At 45.3% G+C, this 18,357-nt stretch carries 19 protein-coding genes; 6 read left to right on the top strand and 13 right to left on the bottom strand.

Features of this window, described 5'->3' with window-relative positions:
* Positions 1-16 precede the first annotated feature (16 nt).
* The 5 genes from HW560_RS14305 to HW560_RS14285 form a co-directional block, all read right to left on the bottom strand.
* On the bottom strand, positions 17-940 hold the full coding sequence (locus tag HW560_RS14305; RefSeq protein ID WP_090903680.1) for an ADP-ribosylglycohydrolase family protein: 924 nt from the start codon (positions 938-940) through the stop codon (positions 17-19).
* Positions 941-1,133: 193 nt separating this feature from the next.
* Positions 1,134-1,580, bottom strand: coding sequence for a GNAT family N-acetyltransferase (locus HW560_RS14300; RefSeq protein ID WP_090903681.1), 447 nt, complete (start codon positions 1,578-1,580; stop codon positions 1,134-1,136).
* Between the two features lie 89 nt (positions 1,581-1,669).
* Positions 1,670-2,557 carry a hypothetical protein gene (locus tag HW560_RS14295; RefSeq protein WP_179263617.1) on the bottom strand — a complete coding sequence of 296 codons (888 nt, stop codon included), beginning with the start codon at positions 2,555-2,557 and terminating at the stop codon, positions 1,670-1,672.
* 142 nt (positions 2,558-2,699) lie between these two features.
* Positions 2,700-3,353, bottom strand: coding sequence for a YkyA family protein (locus HW560_RS14290; protein WP_177185844.1), 654 nt, complete (start codon positions 3,351-3,353; stop codon positions 2,700-2,702).
* A gap of 41 nt (positions 3,354-3,394) precedes the next feature.
* Positions 3,395-4,297 carry a polysaccharide deacetylase family protein gene (locus HW560_RS14285; protein ID WP_257031914.1) on the bottom strand — a complete coding sequence of 301 codons (903 nt, stop codon included), beginning with the start codon at positions 4,295-4,297 and terminating at the stop codon, positions 3,395-3,397.
* A gap of 228 nt (positions 4,298-4,525) precedes the next feature.
* On the opposite strand from HW560_RS14285, the gene HW560_RS14280 reads away from it, so the two are divergent.
* Together HW560_RS14280 and HW560_RS14275 are read left to right on the top strand one after the other, a co-directional pair.
* Entirely contained in the window at positions 4,526-5,470 is a 945-nt protein-coding gene (locus HW560_RS14280; protein ID WP_109998844.1) for a DMT family transporter, read from the top strand.
* A gap of 108 nt (positions 5,471-5,578) precedes the next feature.
* Complete coding sequence (locus tag HW560_RS14275; RefSeq protein ID WP_179263615.1) at positions 5,579-6,433, top strand: sulfurtransferase; 855 nt, start codon at positions 5,579-5,581, stop codon at positions 6,431-6,433.
* Between the two features lie 299 nt (positions 6,434-6,732).
* On the opposite strand, the gene tnpA is transcribed toward HW560_RS14275, so the two are convergent.
* The 3 genes from tnpA to HW560_RS14260 form a co-directional block, all read right to left on the bottom strand.
* A complete protein-coding gene (gene tnpA, locus HW560_RS14270; RefSeq protein ID WP_179265820.1) occupies positions 6,733-7,206 on the bottom strand; it encodes an IS200/IS605 family transposase in 474 nt (157 codons plus the stop codon).
* 195 nt (positions 7,207-7,401) lie between these two features.
* Positions 7,402-8,961 carry an acetamidase/formamidase family protein gene (locus HW560_RS14265; protein ID WP_179263613.1) on the bottom strand — a complete coding sequence of 520 codons (1,560 nt, stop codon included), beginning with the start codon at positions 8,959-8,961 and terminating at the stop codon, positions 7,402-7,404.
* A gap of 611 nt (positions 8,962-9,572) precedes the next feature.
* Positions 9,573-10,481, bottom strand: coding sequence for a CPBP family intramembrane glutamic endopeptidase (locus tag HW560_RS14260; protein WP_179263611.1), 909 nt, complete (start codon positions 10,479-10,481; stop codon positions 9,573-9,575).
* Between the two features lie 133 nt (positions 10,482-10,614).
* Between HW560_RS14260 and HW560_RS14255 the strand changes: the two genes are divergently transcribed.
* The gene (locus HW560_RS14255) at positions 10,615-11,193 is read left to right on the top strand and encodes a TetR/AcrR family transcriptional regulator (RefSeq protein ID WP_179263609.1); all 579 of its coding nucleotides are present in this window, start codon (positions 10,615-10,617) and stop codon (positions 11,191-11,193) included.
* 184 nt (positions 11,194-11,377) lie between these two features.
* On the opposite strand, the gene HW560_RS14250 is transcribed toward HW560_RS14255, so the two are convergent.
* Positions 11,378-11,965, bottom strand: a complete 588-nt coding sequence (locus HW560_RS14250) for an imm11 family protein (protein ID WP_179263607.1) — start codon at positions 11,963-11,965, stop codon at positions 11,378-11,380.
* Between the two features lie 317 nt (positions 11,966-12,282).
* Between HW560_RS14250 and HW560_RS14245 the strand changes: the two genes are divergently transcribed.
* Together HW560_RS14245 and HW560_RS14240 are read left to right on the top strand one after the other, a co-directional pair.
* The gene (locus tag HW560_RS14245) at positions 12,283-13,257 is read left to right on the top strand and encodes a phosphotransferase (protein WP_179263604.1); all 975 of its coding nucleotides are present in this window, start codon (positions 12,283-12,285) and stop codon (positions 13,255-13,257) included.
* Positions 13,258-13,295: 38 nt separating this feature from the next.
* On the top strand, positions 13,296-14,090 hold the full coding sequence (locus HW560_RS14240; protein WP_179263602.1) for an ankyrin repeat domain-containing protein: 795 nt from the start codon (positions 13,296-13,298) through the stop codon (positions 14,088-14,090).
* Between the two features lie 223 nt (positions 14,091-14,313).
* Here HW560_RS14240 and HW560_RS14235 read toward each other — a convergent pair whose 3' ends face one another.
* Positions 14,314-14,688 (bottom strand): winged helix-turn-helix transcriptional regulator, encoded by a 375-nt coding sequence (locus tag HW560_RS14235; RefSeq protein ID WP_090903692.1) that lies wholly within the window; start codon positions 14,686-14,688, stop codon positions 14,314-14,316.
* Between the two features lie 38 nt (positions 14,689-14,726).
* Between HW560_RS14235 and HW560_RS14230 the strand changes: the two genes are divergently transcribed.
* Positions 14,727-15,182, top strand: a complete 456-nt coding sequence (locus HW560_RS14230; RefSeq protein ID WP_256222317.1) for a DoxX family protein — start codon at positions 14,727-14,729, stop codon at positions 15,180-15,182.
* Between the two features lie 230 nt (positions 15,183-15,412).
* On the opposite strand, the gene HW560_RS14225 is transcribed toward HW560_RS14230, so the two are convergent.
* The 3 genes from HW560_RS14225 to HW560_RS14215 form a co-directional block, all read right to left on the bottom strand.
* Positions 15,413-16,837 carry an exosporium glycoprotein BclB-related protein gene (locus HW560_RS14225; RefSeq protein WP_179263600.1) on the bottom strand — a complete coding sequence of 475 codons (1,425 nt, stop codon included), beginning with the start codon at positions 16,835-16,837 and terminating at the stop codon, positions 15,413-15,415.
* 37 nt (positions 16,838-16,874) lie between these two features.
* Entirely contained in the window at positions 16,875-17,234 is a 360-nt protein-coding gene (locus tag HW560_RS14220) for a hypothetical protein (RefSeq protein ID WP_179263598.1), read from the bottom strand.
* Positions 17,235-17,718: 484 nt separating this feature from the next.
* Positions 17,719-18,270: an NAD(P)H-dependent oxidoreductase gene (locus tag HW560_RS14215; RefSeq protein WP_179263596.1), complete on the bottom strand. Its 552-nt coding sequence runs from the start codon at positions 18,268-18,270 to the stop codon at positions 17,719-17,721.
* Between the last annotated feature and the right edge of the window lie 87 nt (positions 18,271-18,357).

Raw genomic sequence — 18,357 nt, 5'->3', positions numbered from 1 at the left:
TATTCTCCTGTCTCTTCTATCTAGCTTCCGCCTTTAACCACAATGCCTCCGACAATTCAACCAGCGTATCCTGCATGGCCAGCTTCTCTCGCCAGTGTGCCGGAATGCCACTCAATCCATAATACGCCCCGGCAATTTGCCCATATACCGCTCCCGTTGTGTCCGCATCATCCCCCAGATTCACTGCCAGCAGCGCACCCTCTTCGAAGGTCGATGATTGATGGAATGCCCATAACGCTGCTTCAAGTGAACGAACAACATAGCCGCTCCCCTGAATATCAGGCGGTACTTTATCTCGGTATGATCCTTGAACAATTTCTTCAATCGCTGGTGAAAAAGATTTCTCTTCCCTCCACTGGCGGCAGGTATCAGGCCGTAACATCACGTCCTTGTCCGCTCCGCGCATCCCTGCAACCAATATTGCCGCCAGCACTTCACATGCTTCCACACTTTCAACAGCGGCATGGGTCGTTCTGGAACTCAACCCAGCATACCGCACTGCTTGATCCGGCTGGTTGGCATATGCCATGGCTACAGGTGCGAGCCGCATGATTGAACCATTCCCCGCAGTCATCGGATTGGTTGAACCACTATACGCTTCACCGGTTGCTGCAAACCGTTCAAGAGCACTCCGAGTAGCGCCGCCAATATCAAAGCAGGTTCCCGTACTGCTCATGTAACCCACCTGATACCAATTCGTATATCTGCGCATCTGGTCCCCGGGATCAAAGTTCTCTTTTCTCACCAAGCTTTCTGCCAGACACAGGGCCATCGACGTATCATCCGTCCACTGTCCAGGCGCCAGATTGAACACCCCGCCGCCCACAATATCGGTAACAGGCTCAAATGTGCCAGGACTGCTGAATTCCACTGTGGTTCCCAATGCATCTCCCGCGGCAAGCCCAATGAAACAACCTTGGAAACGATCCTTATGCAGCATCGTCCATCCCTCCTCCGCGATTTAATTCTCAAATAACTTCTTCCATTCTCCCACATGGCTTGATATGCCGTAAAGAATTTTATTAACAATAGGTCAACGGGTTGAATTCAGCAAACTGAATAGACATACGGCCAAAAAGCCGGGAGGAACCTATGCTTATCGCATCGTTCCTTCCGGCTCTTTTCAAATGATTTTATTCAAATGTTTTAATGAAATTTTTCTGATCCTTTGTAAATACATATCCACGTCGTTCATAAAAGTGGTGAGCATGGGTACGACTCGGATGAGACAGCAGCTTAATTCCGGAGTAGCCATTATTCTTTCCCCATTGCTCCAGAGACTCTATCAACAGGCTGCCTGTGCCCTGATTTCTAGCCTTTTCCTTCACAACAAATCCTAAAATGTTGAGTAGAGAGTCGGCAAAAAGCAACTCATATCGACTTCCATGAATATAACCAATGACTTCGTTATCCTGCTCACATACCAAAATCATATCATTCGTTTTCGTTAGAATGACCTCAATCTTTGCCTTAACCTGCTGCTCGGAAAATCCACGCAGACTCGGGTTAAATTCCTGATTCAGCAGATAAATATCATGAGCATCCGACACCCTGATATGTCTTATCTTTTTTCCTGGCATTTGATAAACCTCTCAATTCGCTACAGGATCATGTTACAACTGAACTAAATGGTAACTCATTTATTTTTGCATCCCTTATCAAAGCACGCTTACTCGTTCATGATGGAATTGATGGAGGCATAAACCATAGGCAGGAAGCCCTCTGAAGGTTCGCCAACCGGTACATGGATATGGAAAGCGAATCCATTGCCATCCAGCTCTTTTACGATGAAATACTCCGTTTTCTTATTGTTTTGAGACATCATGAACAATTTTGCCTCTTTCATCGGTCCATTGCTAAGCTTTTCCTCGCTCAATTGTTTGACAATTCCAGTTTCTGACAGTTCTTTCTTCGCATCTGACTTCAGTTCATTCAGGTTATAATCCGAAGGCAGTTTTTCAATCTCGACCTCGTAATCCGGATCAATCTTCATGGTCAATTCTTGATCATCCGCATCGTAAACCATCGGTTCAAACACATATAATGAGTATCCTTTGCCTTGAGCCAGTGTAACTGCGCGCTTTTCGGTCATGCCTTCCACGGTCACTTCCAGCTCGGATGTTTTGGCACGATTAGATGTAACATTACCGCCTGCATTCGTACCGTTACCGTCATTGGACTCGACCTTGGCGATTTCCGTAAGCACCAGCTGTTTGGTCGTTGTGTCGCCTTCAATGGCTTTCTCTACATATTTGAATTGAACGGAATCTTCGTCGTCAATGTCATCCAAAGATTTCTGCAGATTTTCACCCACCTGGAAAGACATCGGTTCCTCTTTCACACGAATTTCAACCGTGTGCGGATCTGCCCATCCGGTCAAAATGCCTTCCGCTTCAATCACAGCACTTTCCTCAGGCTGCTTCCCTGGTGCCGGTGTCTGTTTTTCTGTATTATTCGCGGGTGGTTGAGCAGTAGGGCTACTATTGCCGCAGGCCACAAGCGAGAATCCCATAACCAAAACAAGTAATGATGCACTAATATTCATCGTATTCCGCATATGAACACCTCCGTTAGCTTATACGCAATGATGCTTGTCCATGTTGCCTGACTTGTTAACTTGACAGCTTAGTATTACTTACACGGCTGACCCGTCGCTCAATCATAGAAAGTGTTCAATGCTTCTTTGACACCATGAATACTCAGCTGGCTTGCTCCATTTGCACAAGCTTCGCGTTGGCTCCGTTAAAAGCTTTTGTCTGCTTGTTAAACTGCTGTCTTAACTCGGCAACTTTGGCATATTGGCTGTTCCGTTCCCGAATCGCACGTTTGATTTTAACCAAATTGGGCTCCACACTGCCTCTCATCAATGCATATAACTGCTCGTCCGCATCAAGGCTCTGCCTGTAGGAGGCAACAAACGCTTCAAATGACGCAGCTCTTTGCTCATACTGATCCAATACCGTGTGGGCTTGAGCCAGGTTCTCTTCCTTTTCAAAAGATAACTGATCCAACGAAGTTCGCAGCTCTTCCATCTGTTCTTTAGTCCGGCTCATCACCGCTTCAGCTTGTTCCAGCAGTGTTCTTCGCTCGGCAATATGTCCGTCTGCCTGATCGAGCAAGGCCTCCAGATTACTGTTTTTGTTCTTTCCTTTACTCAGTATCGATCCGTATAATTCCATGTCTTCCCGTTCATGGCGTACAAGCTCCTTCAGGCTTTGATTCATCTCCTGATCGGTAAGAATTAATTGATTGACTTGATTTGCCGCAGGTTCCTGTGGCTGACCGCAAGCACTGACAAGCAGAGCCAGCAATATGCTGACCCCGGCCAGAGCTATCTTTTTTCTTCTAAGCACCTCGGGGTGCCTCCTCTCTTGCAACTGCTATGTTGTTATTCTTACAGGCGGGTGTCTGCGCTAAAATTGGATACCCAATGTGCATTGGGATCGTAGACCTCAAACTCATAACCCCGATCTTCAAGCAGTTTCAAAATGCGTGGCAGCGCCTGTACCGTTTGCTCGCGCTCATGCATCAGAATCACTTCCTTATCCCGATGCACACTGCTGCTAATCCGTTCCACGATTTTGTCCGGCTGACCTGGAAGGTTCCAGTCGAGGGAGTCGGTAGTCCAATCCCACATTTTGAATCCGGCCGCAGCAATATCACCCCTGAAGGATTCTCCGATCTGGGGACTGCTGCCGTACGGAGCACGAATCAGATGCGGCGTAAAACCGATCAGATCCTGAACCATCTTCTGCTCCTTTTTGAACTCCTTCACAAAGTTAGAGGAGCTTCCGCTCTTATACAATTTGTTATAGTTATGTGTCATGCTGTGAAGCCCCGGATAGCTGCCCTCTTTGACAAGCCGCTCCACCGCTTCCTTGTGTTGATTCAACTGACGTCCAATCATGAAAAAGGTTGCCTTTGCCTCATGCTGTTTCAAAATATCCAACAGTTGATCGGTATATACACTTGGTCCATCATCAAACGTTATGTATGCCAGCTTGCGCACCTGACCCTGGAACCGCGCAGGCTCCTCTTTGGACTCCGGTGTCATTTCAATCATGCCAAGCTTGGTTGGCTGTTCAATTGCAGCTACTGGCGGAGGTGATACATAACCCTTGATCCAGTGCGTCATGCCAATGAATGCATATGTTAAACCGATAATGAGCAGTGCCAGAAGCACCAGCGCAGCACTCAGTCTCCCATACCGGATTTTTCTTCTTCCATGCGTCTTGGTTCGGCTTGTTCTATGCGGAATGCCGCCACTCTCTCCCGCTCTCTGTTGTTGAACTCTCACTTCCAGGCCACTTCCTTACTTTCATTTTTTCCCGATTATTGGTACATTATATCGTTTCATGTCTCTATATAGAAGACTAATAGAAAAATGGCCTTGGAGAATGACAGAATAGTTACAAGCCCGGTTACAATCTACTTATCTATATTCTTGCAACGCTTTTCCTGCGGATGCATTCTCCTGTATAATAAATTGATTTACGCCATTTGACTTCAAGAAGGAGCTACACCCATGACTAGCTTGAACCGTGCCGGCAGATCGGTCTTTCTGCTATTCTTTGTCGGCATTATTGCCATTTCGTTTTCTTCCATCTTTGTACGTTGGTCCACAGCCGATGTCGCCGTCATCGCGATGTACCGACTGTTCCTCACCAATCTGTTAATGCTGCCTTTTGTGTGGAAATATCGGCATGAGATGATGCGTTTAAACTTCAGACAGTGGGCTTTACTGCTCGCATCCGGCGTCATGCTGGCACTGCACTTCCTGCTCTGGATGGGATCGCTTCGGCTCACGAGTGTAGCCAGTTCAACGGTGATTCTCGCGTTGGAGCCGATATTGATTCTTGCCGGTTCCGTATGGCTGTTCAAAGCCAAAATTAACCGCATGATGATCATCGGTATGGGCGTTGCCCTGCTTGGATCGATCGCTATTGGAGCTGGAGATTTCCAGTTGGCAGGCACAGCGCTGCGGGGGGATATTCTTTCTTTGCTCGGGACGATCGCTGTGGCGGTACACATGCTGCTTGGACAGTTTTTACGTGCCGGACTAAGTGCCTTCTCCTATAACTTCTGGGTATTTTTCGTAGCTGCCTGTACGCTTGCGGTATATAATCTGGTTAATGGTCACCCGTTTGGCGGTTATGCGGCTTCCGAGTGGGGAATTTTCCTGTTGCTCGCAATCGTGCCAACCATCTTTGGGCATTATCTCTTCAACTGGCTGCTTCAATATATGAATGCTACGACCGTATCGATGGGGGTTCTAGGGGAACCTGTATTTTCCTCTCTACTAGCCTGGATGCTACTCGGCGAATCTCTCAATGGACTTCAGATGTCTGCCGGGGTTGTCATTATTTTCGGGGTATGGATCTTCATTCGGTATGGCAAAACCAAACCACAGCCCATTCCCTCAGATGCTCCTGCAGCTGGAAAAGGGCCAATCGAACCTACAGTGGTGTAACTTGTGTTTGTATTCGAATATTTGTAAAAAAACAACCGGAACCTGTGAACCTGCATTACGCAGATTCCGGTTGAATCCATCCCACTACATATAAGGCGGTGTGTTTTCATGAAAAATATTATATCCATTCGCTGGCTGCTCGCCAGAATGTATGAACCGGATGTGGTCATTGCCGATTGCCGATTCTTACTCGGTCAACCGGATGCCGGACGACAAGCTTACGAGGCTGGACATATTCCAGGTGCTGTCTATCTCGATCTCGAAAAAGATCTATCCGCTCCCGTATCTGCGCACGGAGGACGTCATCCGCTTCCAGATCCGGCTGCACTGGCAAGTCGCCTCTCCAAAGCCGGCATCGGCTCGAATGCACGCATTATTGCCTACGATGACCAAGGCGGCATGAACGCATCGCGATTGTGGTGGTTGCTTCGTTATCTGGGACATGAACAGGTGTATGTCATGGACGAAGGGTTCTCTGCCTGGCAGAATGCCAAGTTTCCAGTGACTACGGATGTGCCGATTCAGATTCCGGCTTCGTTTGAGGTGAACATCCAGCCGCTGATGCTGGCTAGTGTGCAGGATGTGCAGCAAGCCTCGGTAACTGGCAGCGCTGTGTTGATCGACTCCCGCGATGCCCGCCGTTATGCGGGGCTGGAGGAACCGATTGATGCCAAGGCCGGACATATTCCTGGTGCATTGAACTACTTTTGGAAAAACGTGCTTGGTGCAGATGGTCGCTGGTCTGGTGTTGAGGCATTGGAGGAGCGGTTCGCGAAGCTGGGGAAAGACGATGCCATTATTGTATACTGCGGCTCAGGTGTCTCCGCCTGTCCGAACGTCATTGCGCTGGAGGAAGCAGGATTCTCGAATGCGAAGCTATATTCCGGAAGCTGGAGCGACTGGATCAGTTATGAGGGGAATCCGGTGGCAACAGGTAATGCTGAAGCGGACAGAGACGTATAGTAGTGTATCGATGTTGAATACATCGCCAGGTGGCTTATCTGCCCCGGCGATGTATTTTTCTATGTTTGGCGTTAACATCGAGTCAACTACAACACCCTGTAAGCATTAAAAGCACACAGAAGTAGACATCAAGTGCAGCTTTTTCTGATTCATGATAATCAGGACCACCCGTCCAACGGGTGGTTTGCTCTTGGGGTATAACCCCCTGTTGCCAAACTGCGCCTAAAGACGCTAGCCTGACAGCAGGGCTGTTCAGGCTCAGTGTTATTTGTCACTTTCACTTACCAGTTAAACTGGTTTTACTTCTTTCTGCTCCGGTTACTGCTGAATGGATCTTCGTATTCTTTTACACTCAGCTTATCTAACGCTTGATCATGTGCTTCTTGTTCACGAATATACTTTCTTACCGTTGCTTCATTTAGACCCACTGTACTCACATAATACCCTTCTGCCCAAAACTTTCGATTGCCGTATTTATACTTGAGCTGGGCATGCTTCTCGAAGATCATGAGCGAACTTTTTCCCTTTAGATATCCCATGAACGTTGAGACAGCTATTTTTGGTGGAATTGCTACCAACATGTGAACATGATCGGGCATCATATGACCTTCTATAATTTCTACTCCTTTGTACGTACATAGACGTTTGAATATTTCGATTAAATCTTTTCTGACTTGATTATAGACTTCTTTCCGTCTATACTTCGGGGTGAATACAATGTGGTATTTGCACATCCACTTTGTGTGAGCTAGACTGTAGCTCTTGTTTGCCATGAATGACCATTCCTTTCTTTTTGAGCCTGAACATCTCAATTGTATTGGAATGGTCATAGTGGTCAAACCTTCAATCCCTCCACCCGCATAGCGGGTGGTTTTTTGTTTCGCGCGTTTCACGCACTCAACTGGCTAAAGCCATAATAAAAAAACCGTGATGGACATCCGTCCACCACGGTTGAATAATCAATTCTATTATTGCTTTTTACTTAACGATACATTTGCTGTCAACGTCTTGTCGATCGTCGTCCAGTTTACATAAGCACCTAGTATTTCATTAATAACAGACACCGGAACTACGGTTTCCCCATTTAACAGCTTTGGTACTTTACTATTAAACACCAGTTTATCGTTAATTGAATACACCTCTGAACCAATTTGAGCACTTATATTTTTCGTGCCTAATTTGATTTGCGTGGTACGCGTCTTATGATTCCATCCTACTGTACCGCCCAATAGCTCCGAAATGGTTCGAATCGGTACGTAGAACTCATCATTATGAACAACCGGTTTGATTGACGTACCACCTACATTCATGGCAACGTCGACATACTCAAGGAAATCGGTCTTTCGAATGAGCCCATGAACCCCTTTCGTTCGGTCTACGACCTGAGATACTTCATAATCCGTTGCGGCCGATAGGTACGCATAAGCTACACTTCTATCCATATCGAGCTTATCGGATAAGAATTGAATCGATTCACGTACTGATTCTTTCATCGCTTCATCCAAATCCGGGTCCAGTCCAATTGGAATCCAATAATCCTCTGTTTCAGCAAAGGGTTGCGTGAATTCTCCGCTGTGTGGCAGTGATGGATCACCTTTCTTCAACACCGTTAACCGAACTGTTCCCCTCAAGGAAGCTTCCAATGCAGTTAACGCTACTTCTCCATCCCCTTGAGCAAAGTGCGGATCTCCAGTATAGAATAGCCCGCCTTTAACTTGAATCGGATAATAAATAGTTGCACCAACACCCAACTCATTAATATCCATATTCCCTCCTGTTTCAATAGGTGGGATAGAACTCACAACTTCGCTGGTATTTGGTGCAACCCCCATAACACCTAGAAACGGGTTAATTGGGAAACGTACCTTCTTGCCAGCTTTTGTTGGTAACAAACCATACCAATTACCGTTGATTTCTTCAATAGGTGTAAATATAGATACATTATTATATAATTCCGGTTTTGTTGCGCTGGCTCCCTCTTGCGGGCCTGTATTTTCCGGAAATTCGTTAGGAAGGGCACCTTTACCATGGCGATTAGAAATGACACCATATGGAACTCGAGTTTGTAACGAAAGGACTTCCACTTTAAGAACATCTCCTGGCTCCGCTCCCTCAACTGCTACTGGCCCAGTGATAATATGAGGTCCGTCTTTTACATAATCATGCTTCATCTCAGAAGCCGCAATGGCCTTCGCATCCTCCAACACTCCATCGGATGAGATACCGAACTTGCCGAAGTACTCCACTGGATTTCTCCCTTGATCCTCGATCAGTCCCTCATGCGATACCGTATCAAATGTTACCGCACTTCCTGAGGGTACAGTAAGAATTGGGGAGCTATCTCGATTAGGCAGGAATCCCCAGCGAATGTTCTCAATCGCAGACGTTACATAATAATCACCTTCTACCTTATCAAGGGTTGTTGGTTGCAGCGGCATACTAAAGCCCACTGAAGGTAGAGCAAATGTAAACATACCGATAATCCCTAGTGAAACCCCAAATTTTCTAATGGTTCGGTTAATAAACATAACGTTCCCCCTCTATACTATGTAATATTACCTGACATAGATACACACTAACATATAATAACATTTACAACAATATTTTTTTGTCAACAAAAGTAACATAGCAGAGCTTAAATTCAAGAATAATCTTATAAACATAAACAAAAACGTAAGTATATCTATCATACTTAAGTTATGTAAAACTTAAATACATTTTAGTAAACGTGAGGATCCTCCTTTACAGATTTGAACATACGAAATTAAGTTGCAGAAAAATGATGTATTTCTTTCATGTGTCTGATCCCGCCACAGGCATACTCCTGCACTTCGGTTAAGGCTTAAGCACTTGTACGCACGTGAATGCGCTGGAAGAGCGGGATATATGAATGTGAAGTTGTATTCCGGAAGTTGAAGCCGACTGGAGTAGTTATGAGGAAAATCCGGTGGCTACGGGGGAAGAGTAAGTTCGTAGCACAAGTCTACAATTTTTTCTACAATATCTCAAAGACAATACACCGCCATGCAAGCTGATGCTTGGGGGCAGTGTATTTGCAGTGCCTGAGCGTCACCCGGGAATACGGGAGAGATATAGGCATCGTTGCACGGGAAGACAGATCCAACCCGATCCTTTCCCCTCAATGAAACAAGACCTGCAACAGAAAATAAGGGGATGCATTTAGGAGTCCATGAATCAGGATAATCACCCATACTCTACGATAGCGGGCCCATAGATAACCAAGAAACAGACCCGTAACCCCATGATTTGCAATCACTGTTGCCACATCAACATCCCACTGACCATTTCCTTGAATGGCGACATGCCAAATGGACCATAATATTGAAACTAGTAGTATGGCAGGCCATCTTCCAAGCAATGCCTCCAACCGGGTTTGCAGCCACACCCGATAAAAAACTTCCTCCAATACGCTATTGATCATAAAACCTATCAACACCAAGAGAAGTAATTCTGTCATATTGGTTGCTTCGATTGCTCCTTCTGGTTGTGCAATTGGGGAATAGAACTTTAGATAACACCAGACCACAATAACGATCAGTGGTGCAATGACGTGTCCGCGAGAGCGAGGCTTTTTCGAGATCATGTCTTGTTGCCCGCCAGTCATTTTGCGATAAACCAGCAATAAAATCAACGGGATGAACAATAGTGTCGTCAACTTGAACGTCAAATAATATAGCTCGAAATGTAACCCATGCTGGTCCAACATGATAAGAGGAGCCGTAAATAAAACGCCTGACAGCAATAATACAATCGATTGAACGACCAAGTGCTTTTTCTCCATTTGTTGGTAAGACGAGGGATCTTGACTTTGACTTTCATAAGGAATCATACGGATTAGAAAAATGCCAAGGAATGCCGGCAATATACTATGCCATATTGGAATCACTTCCTCACGATCGGCTGTGTACCTTATATTCAAGTTTCCGGTCCATACCAACCATAATACAGCAGCAAATATAATGATCATGCACAATAGGCCGATTGCCTTTCCCCATCCTGGAAACATTACTTTGAATTGGTGATTCATTCCAATTCCCCTCCTTTGAGTGGTATGTCGCCTTTGCTTTTTTTAATTCAATTGAGTTAAATAAACTCTAGCACATCCCATCTTCAACGTCTATTTATTTCAGTTGAGTTAAATAATATGATATTCTGTGTGTATGCCAAAAATCGTGGACCATGAGAAAATGAAGAATATTATTGCTGAAGCTACTTGGAAAATCATTAGTGAGCAAGGCATTCATCATGCAACGTCAAGAACGATTGCGAAGGAGGCCGGACTATCACAAGGCGCTTTAAGACATTATTTTTCCAAACAAGAGAGCCTGCTAGCATTTGCAATGGAGTTAGTTAAAGAAAAGGTACTTACTCGGCTGAGCAATCTGAATGCAAGAGAACTGGCGCCTCAAGAAAGAATTGTTGAATACTTGCTCGAGCTAGTGCCGACTGATGAACAAACATTATTGGAAATGGAGGTTTGGTTTGCATTTGTAAGCTATGGAAAAACGCAAAAAGGGTTCGATTCCAATTATGAGGACCTGCAAAACGCAATCAGGAACTGCATTATGTACTTGAAAAATGAAGGTCTTCTGCGCACTACCGATGAAGAGAAGGAACAAGAAAAACTGTATGCCTTTATGAATGGGATGGCTCTCAATTTGTATCTAGAGCCGCATAAGATAAATCGAACACGAAGCAAAGAAATGATACAAGACTATATCAATTGGATTATACGTTGAAGGAAAGCATGACACACAGATCGGGGAGTTAAGTTAGCTTGCCAAAGCTTAGCAGAATCCAATCTGCAGCAGGAGCGACTGGATAAGTTATGAGGAGAATCCGGTGGCTACCGGGGAAAAATAAAGCACAAAGAAGCCCGCGTTAGATGCTTTCTTCTTTGTGCTTTCATTGTATCCATGTATTTTAGGGGCTTACATCTCCGACTGCTGTAACGTTTAGATTCAGCTTATGTTTTCGGCATACTTCGTAAAAATCTTTTGAAACAATGGGTTTGAAGATATTGATATAATTCAGCATAAAAAATTCATGCTCGCCAATTTGCTCTTCATGAAGGCAGATGCGAGATACAACTTTGACGATCTTACGTGGAGGCTGTCGTACAGATGCAGCAATGACCGCTTTGCGCCCATATTCCGATCGTTCATAATCAAAAACATCCAAACGGTCAAGCTGATGTGCAGTCCAATAGGTTTTTTCAACCGAACGACCGTCGTGGTAACACACCGTTGTCGGAATAAACTGGGTGTTTGTTTTCGTTTCCTCCAACAGCGTTTTAAAACGATCTGATACGTGTCTTGTTCCTGTGATCGTCTCGAAATAATCTACATTCAGGTTGCGCACCGAAGACAGTAGCTCAACCTCTGCGGTTGTCCCCTCTGGCAACGGATTCTCTATCGCCACATAATTCATATCTAATTGGGGAGTGAAGGTCGTTCCACCACTAATAAACCCTCTACGTGGATATTGAGATTCCAGAAAATAATAGTTCAAAGAATGATGTCTCCTTTCCAAATGAAGTGCTTTTCATCCATTGTACATTTTAAGAGGTTTAAGTTCGATTAGTAGGGAATACAACATAATCGAAGTGTCTTAATCGATGTAGATTGAGAGTCAATTTGCATGCAAAATAGGGGCCGGGTCACTCACTAACATGAGTACCCGGCCCCTTGCTTTGATGTACATATGAATATACAGACCTTAATCAACACTTTAACAGATCGAAAAGAAACAGTCTATATTTTTGGAAAAATGTTCTATATATTTAGGTTGCTGGCCGGCAAACTACAGATGAAACGGAGTATATATCAATGATGTCCAACAACCATCTTACTCGTGAAGAATTACAGGGTTATGTGTACAATGTATTTGGCTCCGGTTACCACATAACGCAGAGCGCAAGAATTCATGGCGGCGCACAAAAAGTAATTTACAAACTTGACTGCAAGAATGGTTTTACTTGTATGCTGTACGTTTGGGATATTTCCAGCAACTATTTTCAGGAAGAGATCTTGAATGAGCCCACGTTCCACAGTGCCTATGGCAGCGAAATTTTCTCTTTAAATACTCGCTTTCTCGCTCAACATGGAATTCGAACACCAACCTTATATGATCTGAATAACGATAGAGGCCGGCACGCTTATGATTTTGCTCTTGTTGAGTACGTAGATGGACAGAAAGCCGAAGCCTATTTCCAGCATAAAAATCACAAAGATCGAGATGCGTTGTTTCAACGGATCAGGGATATGTTGTCCAACATGCATAACATCCAAAGAAACGTTTATGGAAACGCCAACGATAACAGAAAAAAGGCTGAGCCTTGCTACAAAGTCAAGCGGTTGGATGCCGAAACAGCCTTATCCTATGCATCCAGGCACATGTCAGATATAAGGAAAAATGACGAAAGGCTGCTTGAGAAACTTTACGAATTGGAAGCAGCCATTCAACCGAGAGATCTCTATAGTTTCATCCATGGGGAGCTAGGTCCGGATCATATATGGATAGATTCTGCGATGCAACCATGCCTTATCGATATTGATGGCGCAGGATTTTTCGATCTCGAACATGAGCATAGCTTTCTGGAGTTTCGATTTGGAAAATTTTATCATCACTTGAAAAGTAACGATCTCGACCCTGAGCGGATGACATTTTATCGATTTTGCCATCATTTGTCCCTGATATCAGGAGGATTGAAACTGCTTCACAGACAATTCCCCGATCAGCAATTTGCTAGAGGTCTCGCGGAGTATCATACCAGATGCGCAGTTCAGATGCTTGACCAATAAACATGAATATGGATATAAGCCTGGAAGGAGATTGGAGCATGGAATTTATTTACGAAGACGAAAGACTTGCAATGAGCGTTATTCAAGCCATTCACACTGGAGATATTCCATCATTAAAGCAACTGTTGACACAGAATCCGGGATTGGCAAAAGTAAAAATATTGGAGAGAAAGCCTGACAACGTAGATTCAGATTCCAGAATCTCTCGAACGCTGCTGCACGTGGTAACGGATTGGCCGGGGCACTTCCCTAATGGAGCGGATACCGTGCGAGTACTGACCAGGTTCGGTGCGGAAGTGAACGCTCCTTTTGTCGGTCCAAACATCGAGACACCTTTGCACTGGGCTGCAAGCTCCAATGACGTCCAAGTACTCGATGCCCTTCTTGATGCTGGCGCAGACATTGAAGCCCCTGGCGCAGTCATCGCCGGAGGCACACCGCTGGACGATGCTATTGCTTTCGCACAATGGGATGCAGCTCGGCGCTTGGTTAAGCGCGGTGCGACCTTTGCCCTTTGGCATGCAGCCGCCCTTGGAAATATTCACGCCCTGCAAGAACATTTTAAAGGCGTCCAACTCCCAGAACGTTATCCTTGGGGAACAAGCACCTCCCCTTCTCCTCCCGATGCAGTAACCGTTGCCTTCTGGTGTGCTTGCCATGGAGGTCGCAGAGAAACAGCCGAATACCTGCTTAACCGAGGCGCCGAACTGAACTGGATAGCCACCTGGGTTGGAATGACTCCACTGGACACAGCCAAACGACATAGATGGGTTGAACTGATCCCGTGGCTTGAGAATCAAGGTGCCAAATCTGCTGGCGAGATTCACAGGTAGATGAATGGTGAATGGTTAGTCTGGAAGTGCCAACTGCTGATGACTGCAAACATGCAGAGGTGCAAAAAAGCTGAAATAACTGGATCAGCAAGTCAACAATCCGGTAGCTAACAGAAGGGACGAGAAGATTAAGCGTTTGTTTTTGTTTATTTGCATATGTATAAAAGGAAAAGCCCGTGATCTTTACGGGCTTTTTTTTGCCATGCGCTTCATACCCGAATGTTTACCCCAAGGAATCGATTTTCCGAAGTTCGGAAGGGTTTGGCCCTGCTTCGCCGTGCAGCTTCTCCATATGCTGCACATGCCCTGCTCCCCAGTCGCTCATTGTCTGAAGCACAGGTTTCATAAGCTGTCCGTACTCCGTAATCGAGTATTCAACCTTTGGAGGAACCTGCGCATACACTTCGCGATGCACAATATCATGATACTCCAGTTCTTTCAACTGCTGGGCTAACATCTTTTTCGAAATATCGGGAATGGCTTTTTGTAATTCGCTGAACCGCATTGTGCTATTGCTTAGCAGGCGAAGAAGAATTAAAGATTTCCATTTGCCCGTAAGGATATCCAGCGCCGTTCCAAATTTGCAATACACCGTCATTTGCATTCCTCACTTTCTAGTCATACGAGGGTTTACTTTTGGTTACCTGGTTAGGTTTAAGTGCCTACTTCCTGATTGGACTTTCTCACTTTAGTATAGAGGCAGACATCAAAATTGAACAAGTGAGGGGAAAAGAAACGATGGATATAACGTTATGGATCATACAAATCATATTGGCGGCAGGCTTTGTATATTCGGGATGGATGAAAACCATTCGTATCGAGTCATCAAAAAAGATGTGGGCCTGGGTCGATGATGTGCCAAAAAGTCTGGTTGTTCTGATCGGAATTGCGGAGCTGCTCGGAGCGTTGGGCCTCGTTTTGCCGTGGGCGCTGAACATAGCTCCGCTGCTTACGCCGATCGCCGCAATGGCTCTGGCAGCGGTCACGTTTCTTGGGATGCTGTTTCATATTCGGCGCAGTGAGTATCGGGAGCTTGGCGTGAATCTCTTTTTTATGGTTCTGGCATTGATCGTAACCTTTGGAAGACTATGAACACGGCGCTCATCAGACTTATTCGTTCTCCCACCCAACCCAATTTTATATACGTCTCCTTTTGGATAGGTTAAGAGTGCCAGACTGTTACCAACCTGTCCTAAAAGCGGTCATACTAATCTATGGTAACATGTGTAGCTATCCTTTTACCGGTGTAATCACATATAAACAGGGACCTCTCATCAACATGATAAAGGTCCCTGTTTAACAACTTGATATATAATTTTCCGTTAAGTGATGGTCAGACCGCCGCTTGCATATCCGGCTATGGTTGTAGCCACATCAACTCCGGCTGTTACAGATGCCGAGAAGACCATAAGCAGGCGGTCACCTGCGGCTACCGGAATGCTCAGTCCTGTAGTCAATCCGCTGGATATTGTGCCCAGTGCCAGAATTCCGGTGAGTGGGGGAGCCAAAGTGACCAATGCACCAGGTACAGCTGTAAAGGAGTTATTCGGTGTAGTGGAGCGGAATAATTGTGCAGTTATGGTTACTGTAGATCCAACCAAGCTCAGTCCGGCTGTCGTGCTGAAATATGCAGCCAGTGAAGTAATCGTTCCTGTACGCGATGCGGAGAAAGCAAAGTTAAGCAACGTTCCAGCAGCGCCTGTGAGATCAATAATTCCTCCATTAACACTTACCCCTGTAGCACTGTTGCCAAAACCAACTAAACTGGAGGTATTCAGAAGGCCGCCCAATACCGTAGTCAACGCAACCGGAAGTCCTGATGCATAAGGAATAATTGCTCCAGAACCTGTCGCACCAGTAGCCCCGGTTACACCTGCGGTGCCTGTCGCTCCCGTTGCTCCGGTCGTACCTGCGGTGCCTGTTGTTCCCGTTACTCCGGTTGTACCTGCTGTACCCGTTGCTCCTGTTACCCCGGTCGTACCTGCGGTGCCTGTTGCTCCCGTTACCCCGGTTACACCTGCTGTACCTGTCGCTCCCGTTACACCAGTTGTACCTGCTGTACCCGTTGCTCCTGTTACCCCGGTCGTACCTGCGGTGCCTGTTGCTCCCGTTACCCCGGTTACACCTGCTGTACCTGTCGCTCCCGTTGCTCCGGTCGTACCTGCGGTGCCTGTTGCTCCCGTTACTCCGGTTGTACCTGCGGTGCCTGTTGCTCCCGTTACTCCAGTCGTACCTGCTGTACCTGTTGCTCCCGTTACCCCGGTTACACCTGCTGTACCTGTCGCTCCTGTTGCTCCGGTTGTACCTGCTGTACCTGTTGCTCCCGTTGCTCCAGTTGTACCTGCGGTGCCTGTTGCTCCCGTTGCTCCTGTGGCCCCAGTAATGCTTGGGATTTCGCCTAGCAATTCGGAAGAAACCAAACGATGGGCTGTTACCAAAGAGCCTGTGCTGCTCTTACCCCAAACTGATACTTGAATAGGATCATTAATCGTCGCTGTTGTTGTAAAAGTAAACTCGAAGGCATCCAGATTGGCAAAGTAGTTGTTGGTTATTACCTGATTGGGTGCAAGGTCAAAAGTCTCACTGATATACAGAACTCTCATTCCACCACTCATGTAATACCCTTGTATTTGTATGGTTGAGGTAGCCACATCACTGCGGTTATCTAATTTGATCGTAACTGACTGAGTCGGTCTTACACCACTAACAGGATTATTTTCAATCGGCCCTGTTGATAAAAAGCTCATCGTTACTCTCCCCTTTCTTTTGAGTAAATTTTATCTGCTAGATGTTTTGAACTGTTTTTTCGTGCTCCACCACCCGGTGTGCATCTACCAATTGTCCCGACGCTTGTTTGCCCCATACTGAGATTCCTACTTCTTCCGCACCTTCTGTACTGGTTTCAAAAACAAATTCAAAAGCATCTAAGTCTGCAAAATAATTTCTGGTCAGTGCTTCGTTAGGTGCAATACTGATCATTTCACTCACATACAGCGTTCTTGTTGTGCTCAGCACATACCCCTGAACGGATACTGTTACAGAGTCTACAGCAGTTCGACTTACCAATCTAATCGTTACCTGTTGTGTCGGTCTAACACCAGAAACCGGATTGTTTTCAATCGGCCCAGTTGATAAAATAGCCATCTTCCCCATCCCACCTTTTTATGAACCTCTTACTCTCTTAAGCTCACATGAATAGTAATATTCAAACATTAAAGCAGCGGTGTGGACAAAAGACAGGCGTCAATTCACCATTATTCATAGGACATATAAGATTAAGGCAAGAAACAATATATGAACTTTGTAATCTTGCGTTTAAACAAAGGGGTAACATGAATATGATGAGGGATGAGTGGGAGACCATTTCATTTATTTATTACAAGAACTCAAAAGAACCTTTTCCAACAATCGGGAACAAAAAGATGATTTAATATAGCTTTATACAACAAACCAGCCTTGTGTAGTCTGGTATTTTCGTGTCAAAAGGGCTGTCCCAAAAGTCATGCTCATGACTTTTGAGACAGCCCTTTTCATAGTTATTTAGGTTTAATCCATCTGACACACGTTTTTTTGCTCCCGTTTGCACCGTTCTGAATTATAACTTATTTTAACGACTGCATCGCTCTGTTTAAATCGATAGATTCCCCACTTCGTTCTGATACTCATAGATATAACGGATATAATCTTGTGCGCTTTGGTTAATTTCTTCATCGGTAGCTTGAAATGAGGCACCAAAGACTGCAAAATACGGTAACGCTGCGGCGCCAACATGATTTATGCTGGCTTTAAAAGGCGTAACCACCTCATCTACAGTAAAGGACACGGAGCCACCCTGCGTGTAATTTTCCTTCTTATCGCCAATAGACATGGCCAAACCCATCTTTTTCCCATGCAGCTTGTTACCTGTGGATCCATACGCCCATCCGTAAGTAAACACATCATCTAACCACTTTTTCAACAAAGGTGGATAGCTGTACCAATATAACGGAAACTGCAAAATAATATGATCATATGCTTCGAGTAACTTTTGTTCTCTGGATACATCGATGTTCCAATCAGGATAGGTTTTATAAATCTCATGAATTGTAATATCAGAGTGTTGCAACAGCTCCTTTTTCCAGCGTTGATTTACTCTTGAAACCTCTATATTGGGATGCGCCAGAATGACGAGTGTTTTCATGATTAACATTCCTTTCTATATAAATTGAACTAAAGAATTTTGACACTTGCCACTCCGATGACAGAACAACCTTCCGATCGCTGTTAT

It is taken from the genome of Paenibacillus sp. E222 (genome assembly GCF_013401555.1).
GTDB lineage: Bacteria > Bacillota > Bacilli > Paenibacillales > Paenibacillaceae > Paenibacillus.
This window is presented reverse-complemented; position numbering and strand designations above follow the sequence as displayed.

What these genes read in the sequence shown, in the direction of transcription:
- HW560_RS14305 (WP_090903680.1), bottom strand. Translation starts at nt 940, where the DNA reads ATGCTGCATAAGGATCGTTTCCAAGGTTGTTTCATTGGGCTTGCCGCG.
- HW560_RS14300 (WP_090903681.1), bottom strand. Translation starts at nt 1,580, where the DNA reads ATGCCAGGAAAAAAGATAAGACATATCAGGGTGTCGGATGCTCATGAT.
- HW560_RS14295 (WP_179263617.1), bottom strand. Translation starts at nt 2,557, where the DNA reads ATGCGGAATACGATGAATATTAGTGCATCATTACTTGTTTTGGTTATG.
- HW560_RS14280 (WP_109998844.1), top strand. Translation starts at nt 4,526, where the DNA reads ATGACTAGCTTGAACCGTGCCGGCAGATCGGTCTTTCTGCTATTCTTT.
- HW560_RS14275 (WP_179263615.1), top strand. Translation starts at nt 5,579, where the DNA reads ATGAAAAATATTATATCCATTCGCTGGCTGCTCGCCAGAATGTATGAA.
- tnpA (WP_179265820.1), bottom strand. Translation starts at nt 7,206, where the DNA reads ATGGCAAACAAGAGCTACAGTCTAGCTCACACAAAGTGGATGTGCAAA.
- HW560_RS14265 (WP_179263613.1), bottom strand. Translation starts at nt 8,961, where the DNA reads ATGTTTATTAACCGAACCATTAGAAAATTTGGGGTTTCACTAGGGATT.
- HW560_RS14260 (WP_179263611.1), bottom strand. Translation starts at nt 10,481, where the DNA reads ATGAATCACCAATTCAAAGTAATGTTTCCAGGATGGGGAAAGGCAATC.
- HW560_RS14255 (WP_179263609.1), top strand. Translation starts at nt 10,615, where the DNA reads ATGCCAAAAATCGTGGACCATGAGAAAATGAAGAATATTATTGCTGAA.
- HW560_RS14245 (WP_179263604.1), top strand. Translation starts at nt 12,283, where the DNA reads ATGATGTCCAACAACCATCTTACTCGTGAAGAATTACAGGGTTATGTG.
- HW560_RS14240 (WP_179263602.1), top strand. Translation starts at nt 13,296, where the DNA reads ATGGAATTTATTTACGAAGACGAAAGACTTGCAATGAGCGTTATTCAA.
- HW560_RS14235 (WP_090903692.1), bottom strand. Translation starts at nt 14,688, where the DNA reads ATGACGGTGTATTGCAAATTTGGAACGGCGCTGGATATCCTTACGGGC.
- HW560_RS14225 (WP_179263600.1), bottom strand. Translation starts at nt 16,837, where the DNA reads ATGAGCTTTTTATCAACAGGGCCGATTGAAAATAATCCTGTTAGTGGT.
- HW560_RS14220 (WP_179263598.1), bottom strand. Translation starts at nt 17,234, where the DNA reads ATGGCTATTTTATCAACTGGGCCGATTGAAAACAATCCGGTTTCTGGT.
- HW560_RS14215 (WP_179263596.1), bottom strand. Translation starts at nt 18,270, where the DNA reads ATGAAAACACTCGTCATTCTGGCGCATCCCAATATAGAGGTTTCAAGA.